This window comes from Bacillus sp. SD088 (genome assembly GCF_017355205.1).
Classification (GTDB): domain Bacteria; phylum Bacillota; class Bacilli; order Bacillales; family Bacillaceae_C; genus Lederbergia.
The window spans coordinates 65979-85421 of sequence record NZ_JADIJK010000010.1; the positions used below are offsets into that span (position 1 = coordinate 65979).

19 protein-coding genes and 2 other annotated features are annotated in these 19443 nt (G+C 38.1%); of the genes, 3 read left to right on the forward strand and 16 right to left on the reverse strand.

The window, feature by feature from the left end; genetic code table 11:
- Positions 1–13 precede the first annotated feature (13 nt).
- Positions 14–421, forward strand: coding sequence for a hypothetical protein (locus IPU53_RS10500; RefSeq protein ID WP_207450524.1), 408 nt, complete (start codon positions 14–16; stop codon positions 419–421).
- A 72-nt stretch (positions 422–493) separates the two neighbouring features.
- Here the strand turns inward: IPU53_RS10500 and thrS are convergent, their stop codons facing one another.
- From thrS to IPU53_RS10555, 11 genes are all read right to left on the reverse strand, one after another.
- Positions 494–2413 carry a threonine--tRNA ligase gene (thrS, locus tag IPU53_RS10505; RefSeq protein ID WP_207450526.1) on the reverse strand — a complete coding sequence of 640 codons (1920 nt, stop codon included), beginning with the start codon at positions 2411–2413 and terminating at the stop codon, positions 494–496.
- Between the two features lie 54 nt (positions 2414–2467).
- Positions 2468–2691: a binding site (T-box leader), on the reverse strand.
- A gap of 251 nt (positions 2692–2942) precedes the next feature.
- Positions 2943–3166, reverse strand: a binding site (T-box leader).
- A gap of 619 nt (positions 3167–3785) precedes the next feature.
- Positions 3786–4568, reverse strand: coding sequence for an aminoglycoside nucleotidyltransferase ANT(9) (ant(9), locus tag IPU53_RS10510; RefSeq protein ID WP_207450528.1), 783 nt, complete (start codon positions 4566–4568; stop codon positions 3786–3788).
- 106 nt (positions 4569–4674) lie between these two features.
- Positions 4675–5352, reverse strand: coding sequence for an ABC transporter permease (locus tag IPU53_RS10515; protein WP_207450530.1), 678 nt, complete (start codon positions 5350–5352; stop codon positions 4675–4677).
- Positions 5345–6268 (reverse strand): ABC transporter ATP-binding protein, encoded by a 924-nt coding sequence (locus IPU53_RS10520; protein ID WP_207450537.1) that lies wholly within the window; start codon positions 6266–6268, stop codon positions 5345–5347. The genes IPU53_RS10515 and IPU53_RS10520 overlap by 8 nt, the downstream gene beginning before the upstream one ends.
- Positions 6269–6393: 125 nt before the next feature.
- The gene (locus IPU53_RS10525; protein ID WP_207450538.1) at positions 6394–7329 is read right to left on the reverse strand and encodes a sensor histidine kinase; all 936 of its coding nucleotides are present in this window, start codon (positions 7327–7329) and stop codon (positions 6394–6396) included.
- A 3-nt stretch (positions 7330–7332) separates the two neighbouring features.
- Complete coding sequence (locus IPU53_RS10530; RefSeq protein WP_207450539.1) at positions 7333–8025, reverse strand: response regulator transcription factor; 693 nt, start codon at positions 8023–8025, stop codon at positions 7333–7335.
- A 249-nt stretch (positions 8026–8274) separates the two neighbouring features.
- Complete coding sequence (locus IPU53_RS10535) at positions 8275–9150, reverse strand: DNA-3-methyladenine glycosylase family protein (protein ID WP_207450540.1); 876 nt, start codon at positions 9148–9150, stop codon at positions 8275–8277.
- A 125-nt stretch (positions 9151–9275) separates the two neighbouring features.
- Positions 9276–10073, reverse strand: a complete 798-nt coding sequence (pdaA, locus tag IPU53_RS10540; RefSeq protein WP_207450541.1) for a delta-lactam-biosynthetic de-N-acetylase — start codon at positions 10071–10073, stop codon at positions 9276–9278.
- Between the two features lie 75 nt (positions 10074–10148).
- Positions 10149–10946 carry a YfkD family protein gene (locus IPU53_RS10545; RefSeq protein WP_207450542.1) on the reverse strand — a complete coding sequence of 266 codons (798 nt, stop codon included), beginning with the start codon at positions 10944–10946 and terminating at the stop codon, positions 10149–10151.
- 81 nt (positions 10947–11027) lie between these two features.
- Complete coding sequence (gene cax / locus IPU53_RS10550; RefSeq protein WP_207450543.1) at positions 11028–12083, reverse strand: calcium/proton exchanger; 1056 nt, start codon at positions 12081–12083, stop codon at positions 11028–11030.
- A gap of 112 nt (positions 12084–12195) precedes the next feature.
- The gene (locus IPU53_RS10555) at positions 12196–13044 is read right to left on the reverse strand and encodes a YihY/virulence factor BrkB family protein (RefSeq protein ID WP_207450544.1); all 849 of its coding nucleotides are present in this window, start codon (positions 13042–13044) and stop codon (positions 12196–12198) included.
- A gap of 187 nt (positions 13045–13231) precedes the next feature.
- On the opposite strand from IPU53_RS10555, the gene IPU53_RS10560 reads away from it, so the two are divergent.
- Positions 13232–13453, forward strand: a complete 222-nt coding sequence (locus IPU53_RS10560; RefSeq protein WP_207450545.1) for a DUF1128 domain-containing protein — start codon at positions 13232–13234, stop codon at positions 13451–13453.
- 638 nt (positions 13454–14091) lie between these two features.
- Here IPU53_RS10560 and IPU53_RS10565 read toward each other — a convergent pair.
- The 3 genes from IPU53_RS10565 to IPU53_RS10575 form a co-directional block, all read right to left on the reverse strand.
- Positions 14092–15684 carry a GNAT family N-acetyltransferase gene (locus IPU53_RS10565; RefSeq protein ID WP_207450547.1) on the reverse strand — a complete coding sequence of 531 codons (1593 nt, stop codon included), beginning with the start codon at positions 15682–15684 and terminating at the stop codon, positions 14092–14094.
- Positions 15685–15721: 37 nt separating this feature from the next.
- The gene (locus IPU53_RS10570; RefSeq protein WP_207450548.1) at positions 15722–16291 is read right to left on the reverse strand and encodes a glycerol-3-phosphate acyltransferase; all 570 of its coding nucleotides are present in this window, start codon (positions 16289–16291) and stop codon (positions 15722–15724) included.
- Positions 16292–16575: 284 nt separating this feature from the next.
- Complete coding sequence (locus IPU53_RS10575) at positions 16576–17088, reverse strand: type 1 glutamine amidotransferase domain-containing protein (protein ID WP_207450549.1); 513 nt, start codon at positions 17086–17088, stop codon at positions 16576–16578.
- 199 nt (positions 17089–17287) lie between these two features.
- Between IPU53_RS10575 and IPU53_RS10580 the strand changes: the two genes are divergently transcribed.
- Entirely contained in the window at positions 17288–17740 is a 453-nt protein-coding gene (locus IPU53_RS10580) for a flavodoxin domain-containing protein (protein WP_207450550.1), read from the forward strand.
- A gap of 59 nt (positions 17741–17799) precedes the next feature.
- Here IPU53_RS10580 and motB read toward each other — a convergent pair whose 3' ends face one another.
- Positions 17800–18585 carry a flagellar motor protein MotB gene (gene motB, locus IPU53_RS10585; RefSeq protein ID WP_207450551.1) on the reverse strand — a complete coding sequence of 262 codons (786 nt, stop codon included), beginning with the start codon at positions 18583–18585 and terminating at the stop codon, positions 17800–17802.
- Positions 18578–19372, reverse strand: a complete 795-nt coding sequence (gene motA / locus IPU53_RS10590; protein ID WP_207450552.1) for a flagellar motor stator protein MotA — start codon at positions 19370–19372, stop codon at positions 18578–18580. Before motA ends, motB begins: the two co-directional genes overlap by 8 nt.
- Between the last annotated feature and the right edge of the window lie 71 nt (positions 19373–19443).

Sequence of the window (19443 nt, forward strand, 5' to 3'; positions counted from 1 at the left end):
AGGTCAACTAACTATGTCAAATAGTAATATAAAATTAAATTGGAAACTGATTGCTATCCTTTCTCTTATTGCACTCGTAAGACCGATATTGAGTATGACAGGGATATCCGATGCAATTGGGAAGCCTATTGCAAGTTTAGGCGTGACTATTATTATTTCAATCATTTGGATCATAACAATTATCATAAAGAGGGATCCCTACCCTATACAAACATTACTTTTCGTAGGAATTGGATACGGTATTTTCGCAATCATTCTTAGTGGCATCTTCTCACCGATCCTAACGGGACACTTACAAGGACCTTTAACTAATCCATTTGCGCTTGTCAGTGTTTTGGTAACAAATGCTATATGGGGCTTAATAGCGGGGGCAATTGCTATCGCCTTCTTAAAAATAGGGATGACAGACGGTTCAAATTGAACCAAGAATAGCAAAGACGAAAGAACCGAAGCTGATTCTTTCGTCTATTATTTTGGCACTACTTTCAAATAACTAAAGGCTGCGTTCTTGTATTTGCCGAATAACTTTATGCTTAAAATCTTTGAAAAGCTCACTCTTTGATTGCTGTTCTCCGTATTTTCTAACATTTAATGATTCTTCCTCTACTTCATTATCTCCTATCACGACCATGTACGGAATTTTTTGCATCTGCGCTTCCCTTATTTTATAACCTAGCTTTTCATGACGATCGTCGATTTTTACTTTCACGCCTAATTTTTTCAATTCCTTTTGAACTTTTAGGCAATAATCGCGATGAACTTGTGAAACAGGAATGATTTGCACCTGTACCGGAGCCAGCCATACCGGAAAAGCCCCAGCAAAATGCTCAATCAAAATGCCAAAGAAGCGATCAATAGAACCAAAAATTGCACGATGAATGACAACAGGACGAACCTTTTCATTCTTCTCATTTATATAAGTAAGATCGAATTTTTCAGGCATTTGGAAATCCAGCTGAATAGTTCCACATTGATGACTACGTTTCAATGCATCTCGAATATGAAAATCAATCTTTGGCCCATAAAATGCCCCGTCCCCTTCATTTAATTGATAATCCACCTGAAGATGGTCGAGTACGTTACTCAATGCCTTTTCTGAAAAATCCCAAAGAGCATCATCGCCCATCGAATCTTCTGGACGAGTCGAAAGTTCAACGGAATAGTCAAAGCCAAGTGTACGATATACCTGATCAATTAAGTAAAAAACCTGCTTTATTTCGTTCTCAATTTGATCTTCCCGAACAAATATATGAGCATCATCTTGACAAAAAGTTCGAACTCTTAACAATCCATTCAATGCACCACTATATTCATGGCGATGAACTTGCCCGAATTCTGCTAATCTGATGGGCAAATCTCGATAGGAGTATAAATTATTTTTGAAAATGAGCATATGTCCCGGACAATTCATTGGTTTTAAAGCAAAATTCACCTCGTCTACTTCAGAAAAATACATATTCTCATGATAATGATCCCAATGACCGGATTTTTCCCATAGCTGCTGATTCATCATGAAAGGTGTACGGACTTCTTCGTAATCTGCACTTCTTTGTACTTCTCTGGAGAATGTTTCTAATTCATTTCTGACAATTTGTCCTTTTGGTAGATAAAACGGCATTCCAGGAGCTTCCTCTGAAAACATAAACAATTCTAACTGCTTCCCCAATTTACGATGATCTCGTTGTTTCGCTTCTTCTAAAAAGCTCAAATGCTCTTGCAAATCTTTCTTATTTTTAAAAGCAACGCCGTATACTCTTTGCAGTACATCATTGTCACGATCTCCTCGCCAATAAGCACCTGAAACTTTTGTTAATTGGACTGCTTTGATAAAACCTGTAGATGGTAAATGTGGACCCCTGCATAAATCAATGAATTCTCCCTGTTTGTATAAAGTAATTTTTTCATCGTCGGGAAGGCTTTTTAATATTTCGATCTTATAAGGTTCATCTTTTTCTTCAAATATCCTTTTAGCTTCTTCGTAGGAAACTTCGATTCTTTGGATTGCAAGATTTTCCTTGATAATTTTCTCCATCTCTTTTTCAATGGCCTGTAAGTCATCTTCATTCAAGCTATGCTCGAGTTTCATATCATAGTAAAATCCATTTTTAATCACTGGGCCTATGCTCAATTTCACATTGCCATATAATCTTTTGACTGCTTGCGCTAAAACATGTGCAGATGTATGACGTAATACATGTACCCCCTCTTCTGAGTCCAGTGTGATAATAGAAAGACTTGTGTCGTTGTTTAATTCATAGTGCAAATCAACAGGTTGCTGATCTACCTTCCCCACTACTGCTTTCTTTCTTAAACTCAAACTAATCGCTTCTGCAACATTCGCTACAGTTGTTCCTGCCTGAAATTCCTTTACCCTTCCATCTGGAAATTCGATGCTTACCATGTTTTTACTCATTGTCCTAACACTCCTTTATGATTTGTTAAATAAAAAAAACACACTCTTCCCTGTAAAAGGGACGAATGTGCGATCCGTGGTTCCACCCAACTTTCCATAAGATCTACTATCGTCTTATGGCTCTGGTGCTGTAACGTCGCATATACGGTATTGGATACTTTGGTTCCCCAATACGGCTCAAAGGTGGTAAGTTACTTGACTGTGTTAGGAAGTTTTCAGCTTCTCTTCCCTCTCTGTAAACCGTTCAAAGTAACTCATATCCTTATCATTGTCAGTATCGATATTCTTTTTTAGAGGATGTTCAAAAAGTCCGGTAAAAATGACACTCGAGATAAATGATCTTCGACTAAGTACCGACACGTCCTGTGGGCAACACGGAAGTCAGTACTTCCTGTACAAGTCCGTCTCGAACTTTCGACGTACAGGATGTACTAGTGTCGGCGTTGCTGACAGGACGTCAGCGCTCTTAGCCGACTTGGTCCTTTTTTGAACACGAACTTTAAATATAAAAAAACACACTCTTCCCAAAAAAAGGGACGAATGTGTGATCCGTGTTTCCACCCAACTTTCCATAAGATCTACTTTCGTCTTATGGCTCTGGTGCTGTAACGTCGCATATACGGTATTGGATACTTGGGTTCCCCAATACGGCTCAAAGGTGGTAAGCTACTCGACTGCGTTAGGAAGATCCCAGCTTCTCTTCCCTCTCTGTAAACCGTTCGAATTAACTCATATCCTTATCAAAGCTAATTTCATCATTGAATAGATATTAATTTCTCCATATATTACAATACCTTCATTTATTTTGCAATAGCCTGTATTCAGGAACCACTTTTTTGCCGACTTTTCCATTCACTTAGCAGTTTTTCGGTTTATGAATAACGAGAAAATAAGCACGATACTAAGCAACAAAGAAATAGTGGAAAATAGTAAAATAAATATGGAATTGGACAGATTAAATAGAAACTGAAAACAGAAGAAGGCTGTAACATAGACATACCCATATAACCTTTTTTATTCTTGGATCTTGCTCCCGATCTTTCAACTGATAAAGTGAAACTTCATTCAGTGGTTTTTTTTTCCATCCCTCACTGAATGTTTAAGGATCAAAGGCTAAATTCGTAACATCCTGTTGCAACGCCTTTGTGACCTGCGTCCTGCCGGCCTGAACCAATCGGGTATTTACTGGCAGTTGTCCCCCACTTACAATTCTCGTTTTCACCTCGAATTCTTGAAGTGGGAGGGCTTACTGCCAGTTAATTCGGGATAAAATACTAAAACAATACTAAAACTAAATAACTCAACACACTTAAAATAAGCGTAAACAAGCCGTTCCCCGTTAAGCTCCCCTCCTAAAAATAATAAACTCAGCTTAGCAAGGATAAGAGACTATCGAGTTTTTCATATGCTGAACAAGCGCTAACACCTCAGATTCCAATCCTCCCCACTTATCAACACACTCTCCACGATAGGCTTTTCTAGCTACGTCAAGTAAGGTCGCATGTTCTTTAGGCAATTGAGGTATTGCCCATTCTGCAGCTACATCTTTTGGGGAAATTTCACCAACATCCATAGTCAGCCACATTCGGGCTAAGGTTAAAATGACATTACGTTCATCACCCTTGATTCCCCCAATTAATTCTGGCAAAGACTCCTTAATCGCTCTGCGAATATCTGTCATTGGAACAGGAGCAAGTATATCTGAAGCATCAGGACCAAAAAGAGAAACACTATTCTCTCTGACTTGCGCTAAAACAATCGTTAAATCAGGATCATAAGCTGGTTCCTGGATTTGTCCTTGTTCAAAGTCGTCTCTAAGCCATTCACCATAGATAAACTCATTTTTAGGTGGATATTGCCATGGTACCACATCTCCCTGGTTGATCACTGTAAGTTCTAATGGTCTAACTGAATCTGTATTACCAATCCTTCCAGATATAAGCATTAGTCTATCTGTTAGTTTTTTTCGAGTTATGGTAGGCAAACGATGATTGACGATCACTAAGATATCTACATCACTGTTAACGCGCAATCCTCCCATTACCGCAGAACCAAATAAATAGACCGCGACTACCTCACTACCTAGCAATTCCTCTATCATTTTTAATGCTTGAATCGCTTCTTTTGGTATTTTTTCGTTATTTAACTTGTTCACTACTTTAAACTCCTTTACTTTATTCTCTAATCAATGTTAGTAAAGAACTTCCTATTTTGAAACGGCCAACAGAAACCCTAATGCTTGCAGACCCGCTTACAATTCACTAAATCTCACCGATCCTCTCAGCTGTTTTTATGGAAAGGAATAAACTTAGTGTCCCAATTAAACATAATATTGTTATGATAAGCTCATAATTAAAATGGAAAATGGAGGAAAGATTTGGTATATTCATCGCGACTATTGCACAGATGATGGTTGAAACTGTTGCTCTTTTCCATATTGCAAAGAAAAAGAGCGGGATAAAACTAATGAGCACATTACTAAGTGATCCAACAATCATACCACTCAAGTAATTTACGATATTTGCTCCTGTTATCGAAAAATGGATAATCGGCCACACTTGGTTAAACAAATAAATTGCCACACCTGTCAATAGAAAGGAGACGATGTTCGTCACAAAGATGAAAAGAGCAATAAACAGTGCCTTTGCCAAAAAAAGTTTTCTTCTGCTAATTGGGTATCCGAAGGAAAGTGTAATGGTTTTATTTTTATATTCCTCTATGAAAACCTGAGTGATTAGCGATGCCCCAAACAGAACTAACCCCCTTTGGATGGATTCGGTCAATTGAAATAGAGAAGCAAAGTTCTGACCAAAATCAGCACTGACCATTTTTATAAAAAACATTGGTAAAAACATAAGAATAAACCAATAGATGGCAACCTCACCTAAAATGGATTTTTGCTTTAATTTCCCCCATTCCAGTTTTACAAGTTTACTCAATCGTGCCACCCCCATTAATTTGCTTATAAAAATAGTCTTCCAACGAATTCTTATGTTTTTGGATTTCTTCTATCCCTATCCCCTGTAAGACTAGCATCTTGGAAATGGCATTTGGTGATTGTGTCCAATCATAGATTCGAATTTTATTATCTTGGATGATTTTCATATTGGAAATTTGTAGTTCACTTTCAAGTAAATAAACGGTTTTTTCGATATCTGTCGTTACAAGCTCAATATAATCGGTTTGTTGCTTTCGAATATCTGCTAAAGCGACCTCATTCACTAACTTACCATTGTTCACAACACCGATTCTGTCGACAACTTGTTCCATTTCACCTAAAATATGACTTGAAAGCAGAAAGGTAATTTCGTAATTTTTATTAAGCATAAGAATTAAATCACGAACATCCTTAATTCCAATAGGATCCAACCCATTAGTTGGTTCATCTAAAACAATGAGTTCAGGCTTCGTAATGATCGCTCTGGCAATGCCTAATCGCTGCTTCATTCCGAGTGAAAAGCTTTTCACTTGCTTCTTTTCCATCCCCGTTAAATGAACCAAATCCAAAGCTTCCTTTATGGCTTTATGATCGTAAAATCCTAAATATTCACAATGAAGGCTTATATTTTCACATGCTGTTAAATGCTCAAAAAAGATTGGATATTCAATAATACTTCCGACTCGTTTTAAAACGGACTTTGACTTTTCTGTAAACGTGCTGCCAAATAATTCTATTTCTCCACTTGTGGGAATCATTAATCCAGTAAGCATTTTCATAATGGTTGTTTTTCCTACTCCATTTTGTCCAAGGAAACCATATATTTCTCCCTTTTTAATATGAAGATTGATATCAGAAACGAGTTCTCTACCATTAACTTTTTTGGTTAGCCCCCTCGTTCGAATGATGTCATGCATTTTTTTGCCTCCCTTGCTATCTACATTTATCATAAGGAGCAGCTCTCTCATTTTTCTTTCTTATTCCTTACAAATTTCTTACATGCCTATTAATCGTTAAGGGAGGCCGAACTGAATATCTCCTCTTAATACATAATCCGTTTAAATACACAAGTAAAGACCGTCTTTTTATACGGTTTACTTTTTAACTGAATAGAACCCTTCATAGCCTCTGTCAATCGTTTTGTAATACTTAACCCAAGACCACTGCCTAAAAATTGTGGATTTCTTGCATCATCTAACGTATATAACCGATCAAATACTCGATCCTGATGTACCTCGGTTATTCCTTTTCCTTTATCCCAAATATCGATTGCGATGTATTTTCTATCTTCTCGTAGTGTTAAACCAAGCACCCCCCCATCACTTCCATACCGAATAGCGTTGGAAATTAAATTACTAAGTATGCGATTTAGCGCCTCTTCGTTCCCCAAAATATAATAACGTTCTTCGGGAATCTCAAGCTCCACATGAAGGTCTTTTGCTTGCAACGATTCAAAAAATTCCAACACATTTTTCCGACAAATTTCATTGATCGCTATTCTACTCAGAGGAATTGCATAATCATCCGCTTCTATTTTCACAAGATCAAAAAATTTATTCATTAAAGCTATTATACTTAGCGTTTTTTGATGAAGACGGAGAATGATCTCACTCCGCTCTTTCTCAGTCATCTTATGATTTAGTTTTAATTTTTCTCCATAACCCAAAATAACGGTTAGCGGTGTTTTCATATCATGTGACATATTGGAGAGCATTTTTCGTAAACTCTCTTTTGATTTTGAATAATCTGCCCTTACTTTTTGGTTATAATCTAAAAGACGATTGATTTGAATCAGAAACAGTTGGATATTTTTTTCATCTGTTCGAATAAACACTTTCTCTGCTGACTCTCGACTCACAATATCAGCTAATGTTTCATTTATTTCATGAAGATTTTGATCCAATTTCCTTCGGGAAAGATATTGCCATCCATTAATAGTCACTAATATCACTCCAACCATACTAAGAACAAGGACCATATACTATTCACCTAACTTATATCCGATTCCCCAAATCGTCTGAATATAATTTGGATTAGACGGATCGTCTTCAATTTTTTCTCGAAGTCTTCTGATATGTACATTAATCACATTTTCATTTCCATAATAGTCAGCTTCCCAAATAAAATGATAAATTTGTTCCTTTGTAAACACTCTACTTTGATTTTTCATAAAGAGCTTTAGCGTATGGAACTCCTTTGATGTAAGCTGAACGGATTTATCCTTGATTTGTGCAGAAAAGGTATTAAGATCGAGCGACAGCTCCTTATATTGAAGGTGCGTAGTTTTTGGTTGAGTCTCTGTTGGAATATATTGCGTTGCCCTCCGAATAGCAGCATGTACCCTTGCTGTCAGTTCTATCATGGAAAAAGGCTTGCTTATATAATCGTCAGCTCCAAATCCGAGCCCTAATGCTTTATCAATGTCACTCCCTTTTGCTGAAATAATCAAAACAGGCATTAAGCTCGTTGATCTTATCTGTTTTAAAAAGTCGATTCCGCTTAGTTTAGGAAGCATTAAATCGAGCAAGATTAAATCTATTTTATTTTTTCCAAGAAGAGCTAAAGCCTCTTCTCCGTCAAAGGCAGTCAATACTGTAAAATTTTCCTCTTCTAAATGACTGCTAACCAACTTACTTATCTCTAGGTCATCTTCTACAAGTAGAATATTCTGCATGTTCTCACATCCGATCTTTACTTAATACCACTGGTCACTCTCGCATAATCCCCAAAAAAGCTGGAACAAAAAGTACCAAAGAAAAAACTAACTCCTTGGTGCATATCTACCTATATTTCCTCCGCTAAGACAAGGCATTGTTTTTCCTTGGAGCTTAATATGTCCCAACCTCTTTTGATAAAACATCTATATTTGTCCCTTCCCCATTAGTCCTACTCCGTTTAAAGGGAAGAGAAGGTTTTGCCGCCATCACTCTTCCTGTGGCTCGATGCTTCTCCATAAGTAAAGAGTGGCATAGCTCAGATACGGTTCCCATTCTCGACTGTACTCCAACATTTCTTCTTTTGTCGGTTTATGCTCAAGAGTAAATAATTTTTTAATCGCATTTTGAATGCCGATATCAGCAATAGGAAAAAGGTTCGGTCTACCCAAAGCCGAAAGTAAAAAAGATTGAGCTGTCCATGGGCCAACACCGCGAATTTTCACCAATTCTTGCTTAATCTCTTCATCCGAAAGCTTGGCTAATTCTGATAAATTGATTGTTTTGTTTGCCAGTTTCTGGGCCAGTCCAATCACATATTCAGCTTTTCTCTGACTGAATTTTAAAGCTCTTAATTGTTCAGGCTCCAGTTGTGCGATCGTCTCGGAGGTTGGATAGAAAGGAACCCCATCAATTTGAAAACCAAATGTTTTCACAAATTCTGTTGTTAAGCGAATGGCAAATTTCATATGTATCTGTTGATGGATCATTGCTTTCACTAATGTTGTATAGGGTGCAAAGTCCAATGTAATCGGAGTCCCATGATGAACAATAAAAACGTCTTTTAAAGTGGTGTTTAAAAAATGTGCATGGATATCTTTTAACGAAATATTCCATTGAAAGATCGTAAAAATTCTTTCTAACACTTTTTCTTTTGTTTTTTCTTGAAGTCCGCTTACAAGAAATGCAGGTTGATCTGTTGTACCAATCGCTTGCACAGTGGCTACTTCAGGTTTCTCTCCATAAATTGGCACTTGGATCAATCTTTCCAGTCGATTCAATTGGTTCAAAGGATCAATTGCTAATCGGCTTAAAGCTAAATCAAAGTCATAAGGACCGGTAATCTCAATTTTTTCTTTCCACATGTACAAAACCCCAACTAAGAAATATTTTCTTTAGTATACCATACGTAAAAAGTCAATAAACCGCACCGTTAACTACAATGCAAAAAGGCCATCCAAATTATTGGATTGGCCTGTAAAGCTAGTCCTCACATCGTCAGGGCTGGGTTTTTAATTTGTTCTTTCATGACAAAATCGTCTAAGCTTTTGAAAGTGTAACCTTGCTTTTTTAAGTCTTGGATCACTTTTTCAAGGGCTTCTGCATTGTCCTTTGAAACGGTGTGAAGAAGTAAAACTGCTCCAGGATGAACTTGCGCTAAAATCTGGTGATGTGCATACTTCCAACCTTTTTGATGATCTACTTCCCAGTCTTTATAAGCAAGTGACCATAAAACATGGGTGTATCCCGCTTCTTGAGCTACTTTTAATGTACGCTCACTTAAAATCCCTCTTGGTGGACGCAGATATTGCATTCCTTTTTGCCCTGTGATTCGTTCGGTTTCTTTTTTTACTTTTTCTAGTTCTTGCTTAATTTTTGGTACACTCATTTGTGTTAAATCCGGATGGCTCCATGAGTGATTTCCGACTATATGCCCCTCGTTCACCATCCGTTTTGTGAGATCTGGGGCTGATCTTACATAATGACCTGTCACAAAAAAAGTTGCCGGCACTTTTTCTTTTTTCAATACATCGAGAATTTGCTTGGTGTATCCATTTTCATAGCCATTATCAAAGGTTAAATATAAGGTTTTATCATTAGGATTTCCTTTATAAAAAGCACCATACTTTTCAAGTACAGCTTCATATTCTTGTCCAGCATCTGCTTGTTCTCCATTCCTTGCTTTCTTAAATCCCCAATGAATGGCTTTATTCGAAATGGCAGCTGCGGAACCCACAAAGCCAAATAGCAAGAAGAAGATAAAGCCGATCTTTATCATTTTTTTCATCTTTTTCTCCTTTCCACCTTTTTCATAGTTTTTTCTATCTGTCCACATTCATGTATGACAAAAAGAACCATTTGCTTAAGGTGTTGTTTGAAAGGTGAAATATAGATGATCTTGGATCGGCAGCCATGCGCCTATTTTCTGGGAGGTGACATTTTTCACAACAATTTCGTGTTTCATTCCACGTATGACTACATACACCTCTCCATATGTGACTTCTCCTTTTTCTACAATCGCGGGGACATAAGCATTTAAATGACCGATCTTTTTCGGATTTACATTATAGACCTGCTGTTGTTTCGTTCCCGCCCCCACCATTGTTTCTAAACTTAAAGGAAGCTTTGTTTTCTTTCTTGCTTTTAATAAGATCATGTTTTGCACATCATCTGCCTGTTCAACTTTCGAGGTTAATCCACCCTTTATTCTTTTTTGAACTTGTTGGGCATAACTCATTTGCTGGTTTGCTGTCCCTGAACTATTGTCATACGTATTCGTATTCACTTTTTGATACTGCCAGTTTGGAGTCGACTGCTCAGATTGATAATTCAGTGGAAAGGTCCCCATAAAAATAGTTGCTCGCATCCCTATGGCGAATGGAGATTTATTAATAGATGATTCATTCAGAATTTTAATTAGGTATGGATTTTCAATTGGTTCATCTGAGGATTCTAATAATTCTTTAGTGAATTCACTCGGCTTTAATTGAGGTAAATCTTCATTTTGATTTGGATTGGTATTTTCCTGTTCAATATTAATAACAGAAGAAGGTAATTCGATGGCATCTTTTTTGGACTGTTCTTTCGCTAATGTATAAGTGCTTGGGCCACTTAATAATAAGGAAAATGCCATTCCAAAAACTAAAAAGTATTTTAACATAAAGGCAAACCCCTTTCTATTTTAAAAAAAGTATCATTGTTTGCCCTTATGTTTTTCAGAAAGTCTTTCATTTATCCATGATTATAATAAATAAAAACCTAAAGCCATGATTAAATAGGCGGAAACAAGGGTTGCCCCTTCGAACCAATTGGATTCTCCGTCATTGGATAATACAATATTAAGAAGAACAGCTGTCACCATCGCCACAATTTCTGGAATGGTAAAAACAAGTGGCATGGTTTCGGAGAAAAACAACGAAATCAATACCAAAATCGGTGCAACAAACATGGCAACTTGCAATGTGGAACCAACCGCAATTTCAACGGCAACATCCATTTTATTTTTAAAAGCCATTAAAACAGCGGAAGCATGTTCAGCTGCATTTCCAACAATTGCCACAATAATAACCCCAATAAAAAGTTCCGTCCAGCCAAATTGCTCACCTACTGTTTCAAAGGTATGGACAAGCTTTTCAGAAATGTACGCCACAACAAGGGTTGCCAATGCTAAAATCAGGATCGCTTTTCCTTTACTCCATTCTGGTTCTTCTGTCTCGATATTGTCTTCCGCTTCCTTCGTATGATAGACACCGCGATGGGTGACAAGCTTAAATAATAAAGCAGCGATGTATAACAATATCAAGATGATCGCAACTCCGACACTTAAAGCCATAGTTTTGGCTTCAGTTAAATTGCTACTAAATATTTCGGGTATCACGAAGGCTACAATGACAGCAAACATTAATAAACCTGAGTTATGTCTCGCATCAAACACATTGAATTTCTGCACTTTAAATTTCAGTCCACCTATAAAAAAGGATAGACCGCCAACAAGTAACAAATTTCCAATCACAGAACCTGTTAAAGATGCAAGGACTACTCCTATTAGGCCTGCTTTTAATGAAAAGATCGAAATGATTAATTCAACGGCATTCCCAAACGTTGCATTCAATAACCCGCCGACTCTCGGTCCTACCACAAGGGTTAAGCTCTCTGTTGCTCTCCCCATAAAACTAGCAAGGGCAATGATAGTTAAACAATAAATAATGAACATAAAGATCGTTGGAAAATGAAACAACGCTCCAATGACGGATAAAGGTATACCAATAATCAACATAATAAGAAATATTTTATTCATGATGCCAAATCCTCTCAATGAAATAATTTTGTTCTCTTATTATGTCCATATCTATCCGTTTATTTCAGCTCACGATGCTGAAAAGCTTCTCTATTGCGATGAAGGCTTGTGCTTAGTGATCATCATCTGCTATTAAAGAGTTCAGTTCTCCTCCAACCATAATAATGATTGCGGAAAGATAGAACCATAACATCATAACAATAATCGCTCCTAGGCTTCCATATGTAGAGGTGTAGTTTCCAAATTCAGATACATAGTAGGAAAAACCGAAGGAAACAATAATCCACCCAACGCTAGCGAATAGCGCCCCTGGTGCTGCTGTCTTGAATTTCACCTTTGTACTTGGTGCGAGTAAATAAATAATGAAAAAGACAAGGAATAAAATAATCGGAGTTAAGGTCCAACGAATAATGCCCCAAATCTTTAAAAATTCGTTCGAAAAGCCGAGGCTAGAAAACACAAACACTCCTAATTGTTTGCCAAAAACGGGGACCAATAACGCAAGCAAAAATACAAAAATCATTGCCAATGTCAATATAACGGCCAAACCTCTAGCTAAAATAAACGGTCTTCCCTCTTCCACATTATAAGCACGATTTAAAGAACGCATAAGTCCATTCATTCCATTGGAGGCAGACCAAATCGTCCCAATAATCCCGATCGATAAAAGCCCGCCACTTCGATTATCCATCACTTCATTCAGCGTACTACGAATCATATTAAACGTCTCTTCGGGTGCAAAGCCTTTGATCATATTGAACAGATCATCCTGACTCAATGGTGTATAAGGCAAAAGGGTTGCCACAAAAATTAATAAAGGGAATAAAGATAACAAAAAGAAGTATGCCAGTTGTGCAGCCATCCCAGTTACATCATTATCCATAATTTTCACTATTAATCGTTTGATAAATTTTATAAATCTTTGGGAATCTTTGCGCATTTTAATTTTTCTCCGCCGCATTCCATTCACCTCCATTCTATCCATTGCTGTTATTTTACCTTTTTCAAGACAAACGAAACATCCTTTTCCTCCTTATTACTTTGTAATAGTGCATTTTAGTCCCTAAATAGGATTTCTGATATTTGACAATTTTTAAAAGAAGTGAAAAAATATGAACGATGGTACATCGGGGAAGGGATGAAATCGAATGGATTTATCACAAAACACACCAGAAAACATTGAATATATGGTCAATCAAATTGCAACAAAAATTAAAATGGTTAATGCCAGTGCCATCCAATATACAGATATGGGCATGGCAACATTTGAAGAATTGAGAGACATTTATGAAATGGTTTTGAGAAAAAACAATTTTAGTCCAGGAGAAATGCAAGCACTAGCAGAAGAATTGGGCAGGCTACGGAAATAAGAACAAAAGCGCAAGCGCCCGTTTAGCGACGTACAAACTTTTTAAGCTTCTGACGAGATAAAGGATACACGGCGAAGAATGAGCCGATGTTGACTTACGCAAACAGAAGCTTAAAGTTTGCTAGTCGATGGGCGCTGGAGCTAGACGACAAAACTCAAAGTTATAACTTATCCACAAGCTGCAATTTTATAATTTCCTAAACGACAAGAAAAGCGTAAGCCGCCCGCATATCGGCGACAAGCAAATATTTTGGTCCAAAGAAAGGCGTCCTTTGCCTTTCTTTGGATCAGGTTATTATGCAGAACATCGGCCAAGCTCGCGACGTCCTGTCGCTTAGTCTGCACTAGTCATCTTGTACGATGAACTCACATCCTGTGAGCTTCTCGGGGCTAGACGCTGGAGCTGGATGTCGGCCGCCACATAAGCTAGTTCCCCACAAACCAAGAACTTTACAATTTCCTAAAACCAGAAACAAAGGCTTCTTTTTTTAATGAAGAGGCTGGAGTTTAACTAAAATGCTAAGCTTCTAAGACGAACAATGCATTACGATTAGCGAAGTATATTACCAGAGCACGGATACGCACAATACTAGTTCGTTTTTTTCTTTGGTGAAAAACACTTTGTACCAGCCTCTATCATTAGTTGCTTACTTCAGATGCGTAATGGTCCTTGTATCTTGAAAAAATAGTAAGAAGCCTGTTCATATCTTTTTCAGATACCTGATTCATACAGGAAATTTGGAGCCAGTTCTTCTTTTGTAAATAGCTACTTTCATAATGAAGCAGGTAGCCGTTCAAAAAGAGATTGTCTCCGATCGTTCTCGCTTGCTTTTCTTCCGAGAATGCAATCGTCATAATCAGAGGGGCAGCATGTTCCCAAGGAGCTAATACGCTCCCACCCATTTCTTCAATTGCTTTTCTAATTTTCTCATACCGATACTTTATTCGATCATATACCTCGTCTGGCTGCTCATATTTTTTCAAGGCTTGTGCTAGAGCCTCAACGAGATTTGATGATTGTGTATAAGGAACCCCGTTTGCTGCCACATAGGAACCTAGATCCAAATAACGCGGCAGACAAGGGCTTGACTCAACTTCTTCTTGATGAAATACAAATGATAATCCTGTATAACTTCCTAAAGTTTTCCCACTTACTCCTGAAGCAAAAGTGACTCCCTCTAAATTGAGTGGAACAGCCCCCAACGAACTAACGCAATCCAAACAAAGCTTTACGTTATGCTTCTGGCTGATTTCCTTTAAACGCTCAAGATTGTTTAATACTCCTGTAGATGTTTCACAGTGTACGGCCCATACCCATTCGTATTGGTTCTCATGAACGAGTTGGGACACCGGGTCAAACGGAAATGGTTCTCCCCATTCTACTTGATAATGATCAAAGCCTAATTGCCAACGCTTCGCATGGTCCATAAGTCTTTTACCAAATTCCCCATTGATTAAAATCAAACCTTTTCCATTCAACAAAGACAACTGTCCTGCAACCACATCATTTGCTAACGTTCCTGTCCCATGCAACACCTGGACAAAGTTGGCATTTGTCAATGTGGTCAGCTGTTTTTGGACATGAGTAAGCATGTGATCAAATTCTTTTGAGCGGTGTGAATATGGGCTGCTTGTGAATGCCGTCTGTACTTCATCCGCAATCGTAGCAGGCCCGGGCATGAAATTGACCGGTTCTTTTAAAATTTTCCCAATATCTGATGCTTCAAAAATAGCTTTTGTTAAATACATTGGCTGAAAAGCTGCCTTTGCATCCCCAATTAAATGAGCGAAAGGTTGAAAGCCTAAATGCTTATATAGTTTCTGTTGTCTAGTGGTCCCAGAAATAATGGCCGCATCATAACCCATTTTCAAACAATAACGAATAAGCGACTGCGTTAATCCAACGAACACCCTTCCATTTCGATGGTCGGGATCTACGGCTAGAAGCCTGATTTCACAAAGATTCTCAGCCTGGACTGGAAGATGTTCTTCCACCTCTCCTATTTTTTGATCTAGTGAAAAAGGACGCTTATGTCTTACACAAATCATCCCAATCACTTGATCCTTTTTTAAAGCAATGATATAAGTGTTTTCATTGTGGAATCGATCACGCAATTGCTGTGTAGCATTTTCCCCATGTTGTGGAATTTCTTCCACAAATGTTTGATAATTTAATTTTTCTATTTGTACAAATTCTGCTGGATGATCAGCTATTTTAAAGAACAGGCTCATTAACGATTGTCCCCTTCTACCAAAATTTTTCCTCTATCTATCTCTTTTTTTGCAGATGTTCTTTTATCGTATGCCGGTGGGCAAATAACACAAGTACAGAGATACAAGCACTCCATGCGACTTCTGCTATTGGATATGGAACCAATAGCATGACGACCGGATACGATCCAACTGCCACCATACCTGCCATTGTAAAGCTTTTCAGCCAAAAATAAAAGCCAAGAAATACACAAATAAACAAAATGAATAAGAGCGGATGAAAGGTTAGAAATCCGCCAATAAAGGTGGACGCTCCTTTCCCTCCATTGAAACGGAATAGAATCGGAAAAACATGACCTCCCACAACAAACAATAAGGCCGCAAGCTGAACACTAGGGGAAAAGTCAAAATAGCGACTCACGAGTATCACGATTCCCCCTTTTCCTGCATCTCCAAGAAAAGTCAACACAAAAGCAGTTTTCCCAAAAACCCTGCCAGCATTTCTCGCTCCAACGTTCCCGCTTCCCTCTATATGAAGTTTTTTTCCGTAAAAGAATTTCGCGATAATTTGTCCTGTTAAGACATTCCCTAATAAGTAGGCAAATACAAATAATAATAATTCATTCATAAGCAGAGTCCGTTCTTTTTTTTCATCATACCACGAAATTCCAGTCGATCCTATCATAAGATTTAGATTTTTCACATGTCCGGTTGAAATTCATAACTTGTTTTTGCCAAAAAACAGCCTATTTAATATACAATAACGCTTGCGATCAAATCCATCCTTGATTTCCTCTGCTGGGACGTGCAGCCTAGCCATCGCCGCCTGCGAGTCTCTCACGAATCCCCAGTAAGCAGAAAAAAAGATGCAAGAGCCAAAAAAGGCCTCGCATCTTTCTATCATCGTCAAGCTTACAGTAATTTCAGTGATTCACGGACAAACGCAGGAATATCGTCTGGCGTACGGCTTGTTACGAGTTGGTCTGAACAAACCACAACCTCTTTATCCTGAAAGTGAACACCGGCATTCTCAAGATCCACCTTGATTGACACATACCCTGTTGCGCCACGACCATCAAGCGATTTCGCTGTAATTAATAGCTGTGGTCCATGGCAGATCGCAAAAACAGGCTTTTTATCATCCATAAAGGCTTTCGCAAATGTAACAAAGCGCTCATCTGCTCTTAGCTGATCAGGTGAAAAGCCTCCAGGTATAAATAAAGCATCAAAGTCGTCTGGGTTTACTTCGTCAATTCCTTTATCGATTGTTACTTTTGCTTGTTTGTTTTTACCGTCTACTGTTTTACCTGCTTCCTTTTCAATTGTTATCACTTCATGTCCAGCTTCTTTAAAAGCGTCAGCCGGCTTTGTATATTCCGAGTCCTCAAACATATTCGTTATCACTGTTGCTATTTTCTTTCCCATTTCTATCAACTCCTTCAGAAAGGATATCTTCACTTGTATCATTCCCGAATCAACTAGATTCAAACGTATCCTTCTTTTTCACCTGTTTGTCATGATTTAAAAGGCACAGATCTGCTAAAATAAATAGAGAGGAATACAAACATCATTTCTCGACTCATCTTTTGATTTGCGTTTTATTTTCTTAGAAAGAGTGAAGTTTATGAAAAAGGTTATATTGATATATACTAGCTCAACAGGGAGCACCGAAGCAATCGCTGAGGTGATCGTCGAGGAGTTAAAAAAGAATAATGAAATTGATTTCACGGTTAAAGATTCATTTGATGCCATCCCTGCTGAATTACAAGCATATGACGGTATTTTGATCGGAACCTATACTTGGGATGGCGGGGTAGTTCCAGATGAATTTATGGATTTTTATGAGGAACTCGATGGTGAAAATTTAACTGATAAAGTAGCCGCTGTTTTTGGGTCTGGCGATTCCTATTATACGAACACCTTTGGAGCAGCGCTCACACTCTTTTCAGAGAAATTATCCGAATTAGGAGCTAATGTGATTCTTCCAAATTTCCTTATTGACCTATTTCCTGAGGATACAGATCTTGTCTCTGCTAAACAATTTGCCCAGCATTTTAGTCACATTCTTTTAAAATAAGAAAAAGCATCGTATGGGTTGAATTTAATAACCGTCACACGATGCTTTTTATATTATCTTCATTCCTCTGATTTCGTTCTAGGCAGAATAAGTACTTCAACTCGTCTATTTTGGGCTCTCCCGACATCCGTATCATTATCGCCCACTGGTTGATATTCGCCAAAGCCTTTAGCACTAAACCATCTAGGATCAAGCTCTTTATCCTCCAAGAGAATCTTCATAAAATTAATTGCCCGCATCACGCTTAGCTCCCAATTCGATTCGAAGTTCGCATTCCGAATGGGAATATTGTCCGTATGACCACTAATAATTATATTACGTGGTGGATCCATTTCTAAGAACTTTGCCAACTCTCTTGCAGTCGTTTTATCTTTCTCTCGCACTTCAGCCTTTCCAGACTCAAACAAAACATTATCTCGAATTGTCAGTAACAAACCTTCCCCTGTTAACGAGGTAGCAAACTTATTATTAAACTCATTTTCTTTAATGTATGAATTGATTCTTGCTTGAATTTGTTCTAATTCTTTTTGCTCCTCTAAATCGAGAATGGTCTCTTGCTTTTGTTGCTCTATTTCCTGTTCGGATGCCGCTCCTGCATCAGCACCATCTTTACTATGGTCATCATTTTCAACTGGGTTTTGATAGTCAATTGGTCCCGTCCCACCAAGAAAAATGCCATTGAATACTTGGGACATTTGCTGGAATTTCTGTGCATCCACACTACTTGTCGAGAACAAAACGATAAAGAGTGCCAAAAGCAATGTCATTAAATCGGAATACGGTAAAAGCCAAGATTCATTTACCTCTTGCTCTTCTTCCCTTTTTTTCCGTCTATGTCTAGACATTTTGCATCTCACCGCTTTCCTCTAATATTTCTTGCCGTTCAGAAGCAGGAAGATAAGAGGACAATTTTTGTTCAATAATACGCGGAGCTTCTCCCTCAAGAATCGATAAAATTCCCTCAACCATCATACCCTTTAAACGAATTTCTTCTTGAGATTTTCTTTTTAACTTGTTTGCAAATGGGTGCCACAGCACATAGCCTGTGAAAATCCCCAGCATCGTCGCAATAAATGCGGCTGAAATCGCTCTTCCCAATTCCTCCGTATTGTCCATATTCCCTAATGCGGCAATCAATCCAATCACCGCTCCAAGTACGCCTAGAGTCGGGGCATATGTACCAGCTTGAGAGAAAATTTGCGCACCTGATTGATGTCTTTCTTCCATTGCATCAATTTCTTCGTTCAAGACATCTCTTATGTAATCCGCATTTTGTCCGTCCACAGCTAAATTTAATCCACTTCTCATAAAGGGATCCTTAACATCATCAAGCTTCGCTTCCAACGCTAGGAGTCCTTCTTTTCTTGCTAATTGAGCAAGTTCAGAGAATTCCATAATGACATCCTTTGGTTGGTAGTCTTTCTTTTCCTTAAAAATAACCGCTAATAATTTTGGCACTCGTTTAATTTCGGAAGTAGGAAATGCGATCACCACACTTGCCGCCGTGCCTACAATGATAATTAAAATGGCTGCTGGATTGAGCAGGGCTGCTAGGCTAACACCTTTCATAACCATCCCAACTCCAACAGCGAGAATTCCCATTATCAATCCAATAAGTGTTGTCTTATCCATCTGTTTCACCCTAAACTTTCATAAATGTCTTACTGTATATATCGACAACATTTTACATTATTGAATCTTTT